The organism is Mycobacterium sp. TH-M11, from assembly GCF_057473725.1.
This window is the reverse complement of the sequence record NZ_JBYCLD010000052.1, coordinates 1-2,076: the sequence shown is the minus strand read 5'-3', so window position 1 is coordinate 2,076 and position 2,076 is coordinate 1. Positions and strand designations below refer to the sequence as shown.

The 2,076-nt window shown below is 66.8% G+C and carries 2 protein-coding genes; both read right to left on the bottom strand.

Annotation, left to right across the window (positions count from 1 at the left end; translation table 11 throughout):
• The coding region (locus AC2VOG_RS02040; RefSeq protein ID WP_486938249.1) for an AMP-dependent synthetase/ligase at positions 1-1,484 on the bottom strand (1,484 nt) is incomplete at its 3' end.
• Between the two features lie 221 nt (positions 1,485-1,705).
• Positions 1,706-2,076, bottom strand: a 371-nt coding sequence (locus AC2VOG_RS02035) for a cation transporting ATPase C-terminal domain-containing protein (protein WP_486938248.1), incomplete at its 5' end; no start/stop codon positions are given.

The following is a 2,076-nucleotide window of genomic DNA, read 5'->3' as shown; positions in this document are numbered from 1 at the left end:
ACCATGAACTGGCTGGCGTACGGGCACAGCGTGGCGAAGCGCGCCTCGATCGCCGGCGGCGCCACGTACTTGCCGTTGGACAGCTTGAACAGTTCCTTGATTCGGCCGGTGATCGACAGGAAGCCGTCCTCGTCGAGCTTGCCCTGGTCCCCGGTGGACAGCCAGCCATCTTTGAGCGTGGCGGCGGTGGCGTCGTCGAGGTGGTGGTATCCGGCCATCACGCAGTCGCTGCGGAACTGCACCTCGCCGGCGTCGCTGATGCGCACCTCGGTGCCCTCGAAAGGGAGACCGACGCTGCCCAGCTTGTAGTTGTCCGGGCGGTTGATGAAGCCCGCGCCGGACGACTCGGTGAGCCCGTAGCCCTCCAGGACCAGCACGCCGGCGGCCTCGAACCATTCTGCGACGTCGCGGTTCAGCGGCGCCGAGCCGGAGATGAAGAAGCGGATGCGCCCGCCGAACACGTCGCGGATTTTCGCGAACACCAGCCGGTCGAACAGCTTCTGCTGCAACGCCAGATGCGGCCCGACGGACGTGCCCTCACGGCGGCGGCGCGCCACCTCCTTGCCCACCGCGAACGCCTGCCCGAACAGCATCGCCTTGGCGCCCTTTTGCTGGGTGATGATCTTGTTGTAGGCCTTCTCGAAGATGCGCGGCGCTGCACCCATGAAGGTCGGCTTGACCACGCCGCAGTTCTCCACGATCTTGTCGACGCGACCGTCGATCGCGGTGGCAAACCCGCACGCCACCTGGGCGGCGATCAGCACCTTGCCGAAGGCGTGGGCCAGCGGCAGCCACAGCAGTTGCAGATCGTTCTCGTCGAGCAGACCCATGCCGGAGATCACGTTGCCGGTATAGACCCAGGACTTGTGCGGCAGCCGGACGCCCTTGGGCCTGCCGGTGGTTCCGGAGGTGTAGATCAGCGTGGCCAGCTGCTCGGATTGGATCTCGTCGGCGACTTTCTGCACACAATTGGCATGCTCGGCAAGGTATTTCGCGCCCTGGTCGGCAAGGTCGTCGAGGGTGATCACCCAGGGGTCTGCGGAGGTCCCCTCGATCAGCACGACCTTGGTCAGGTTGGGCAGATCGCCGCGCCGCTCGGTGAGCTTCGCCAGTTGGGTGTGGTCTTCGGCGAAGACGATCTTCGAACCGGAGTCGGCCAGGATGTAGGCGGTGTCCTCGGCGTTGGTGCTGGGGTAGACGGTCGTGGTCGCGGCGCCGGCGCACAGGATCGCCAGATCGGCGAGGATCCACTCCAGGCGGGTGGCCGAGGCGATGCCGACCCGGTCTTCGGGCTCGACGCCGAGCGACAGCAGCCCGGCCGCCAGCGCCTCGACCCGTTCGGCAGCCTGCTTCCAGGTGACCGAGGTCCAGCCGCCGTTCTCGGGGAAGCGAAACGCCTCGTGGTCGCCGGACTTCTCGACGCGCTGCAAGAACAGCTGCGCCAGGTTGGACGCTCGGTTTGGGTTAGCACTCGTCTCGGCCATCGGACTTCCCTTTGCTCTCAGTGGTCTTCCTCGTAAGTTCGCGGGGGTGCGCCATGACCGCCTTTGCGCAGCGAGATCGACGTTTTGGCGGCAAAGTTCGAGTAGCAGGCCGCCAAAACGTCGATCTCGACGCGGGAAGGCAACTCCGCGCCCCCGACCAACTTACGAGCCAGACCACTTAGCGACACACCTCCGTGTCGATCTTGCTGGGAGTGCCGTCCTCAGGCAGGCGAAAACGCGAATTTGTTGTCCGATTGGCTGCCAGCCGTGGCCTCCGCCAGTTCGGGCTGGACCATTCCGGCGGTTCTGGCCAAGAAGTTGGGCGCCAGAATCGACAGCCCGGTGGCCGCCGCGGTGGCTCCGGCGACACCGGTCCAGGCGACCGGCCCGAGCGGGGTGCAGCCGAAGAAATGGCTGACGCCAGGCGTCTGCACGATGGCCACCAGCACCGCCGAGCTGCCCAGCGCCGTCGCCACGACGAGCGGGCTGTGCCGGCGGGTGAGCAGCGTCTGCGCCAGCTGCGTCGTCACCAGCGCGGTCAATCCCATTGTCGAGGTGCGCCGTTCGGTGCCCGGCGTCCAGCGCCCGATGG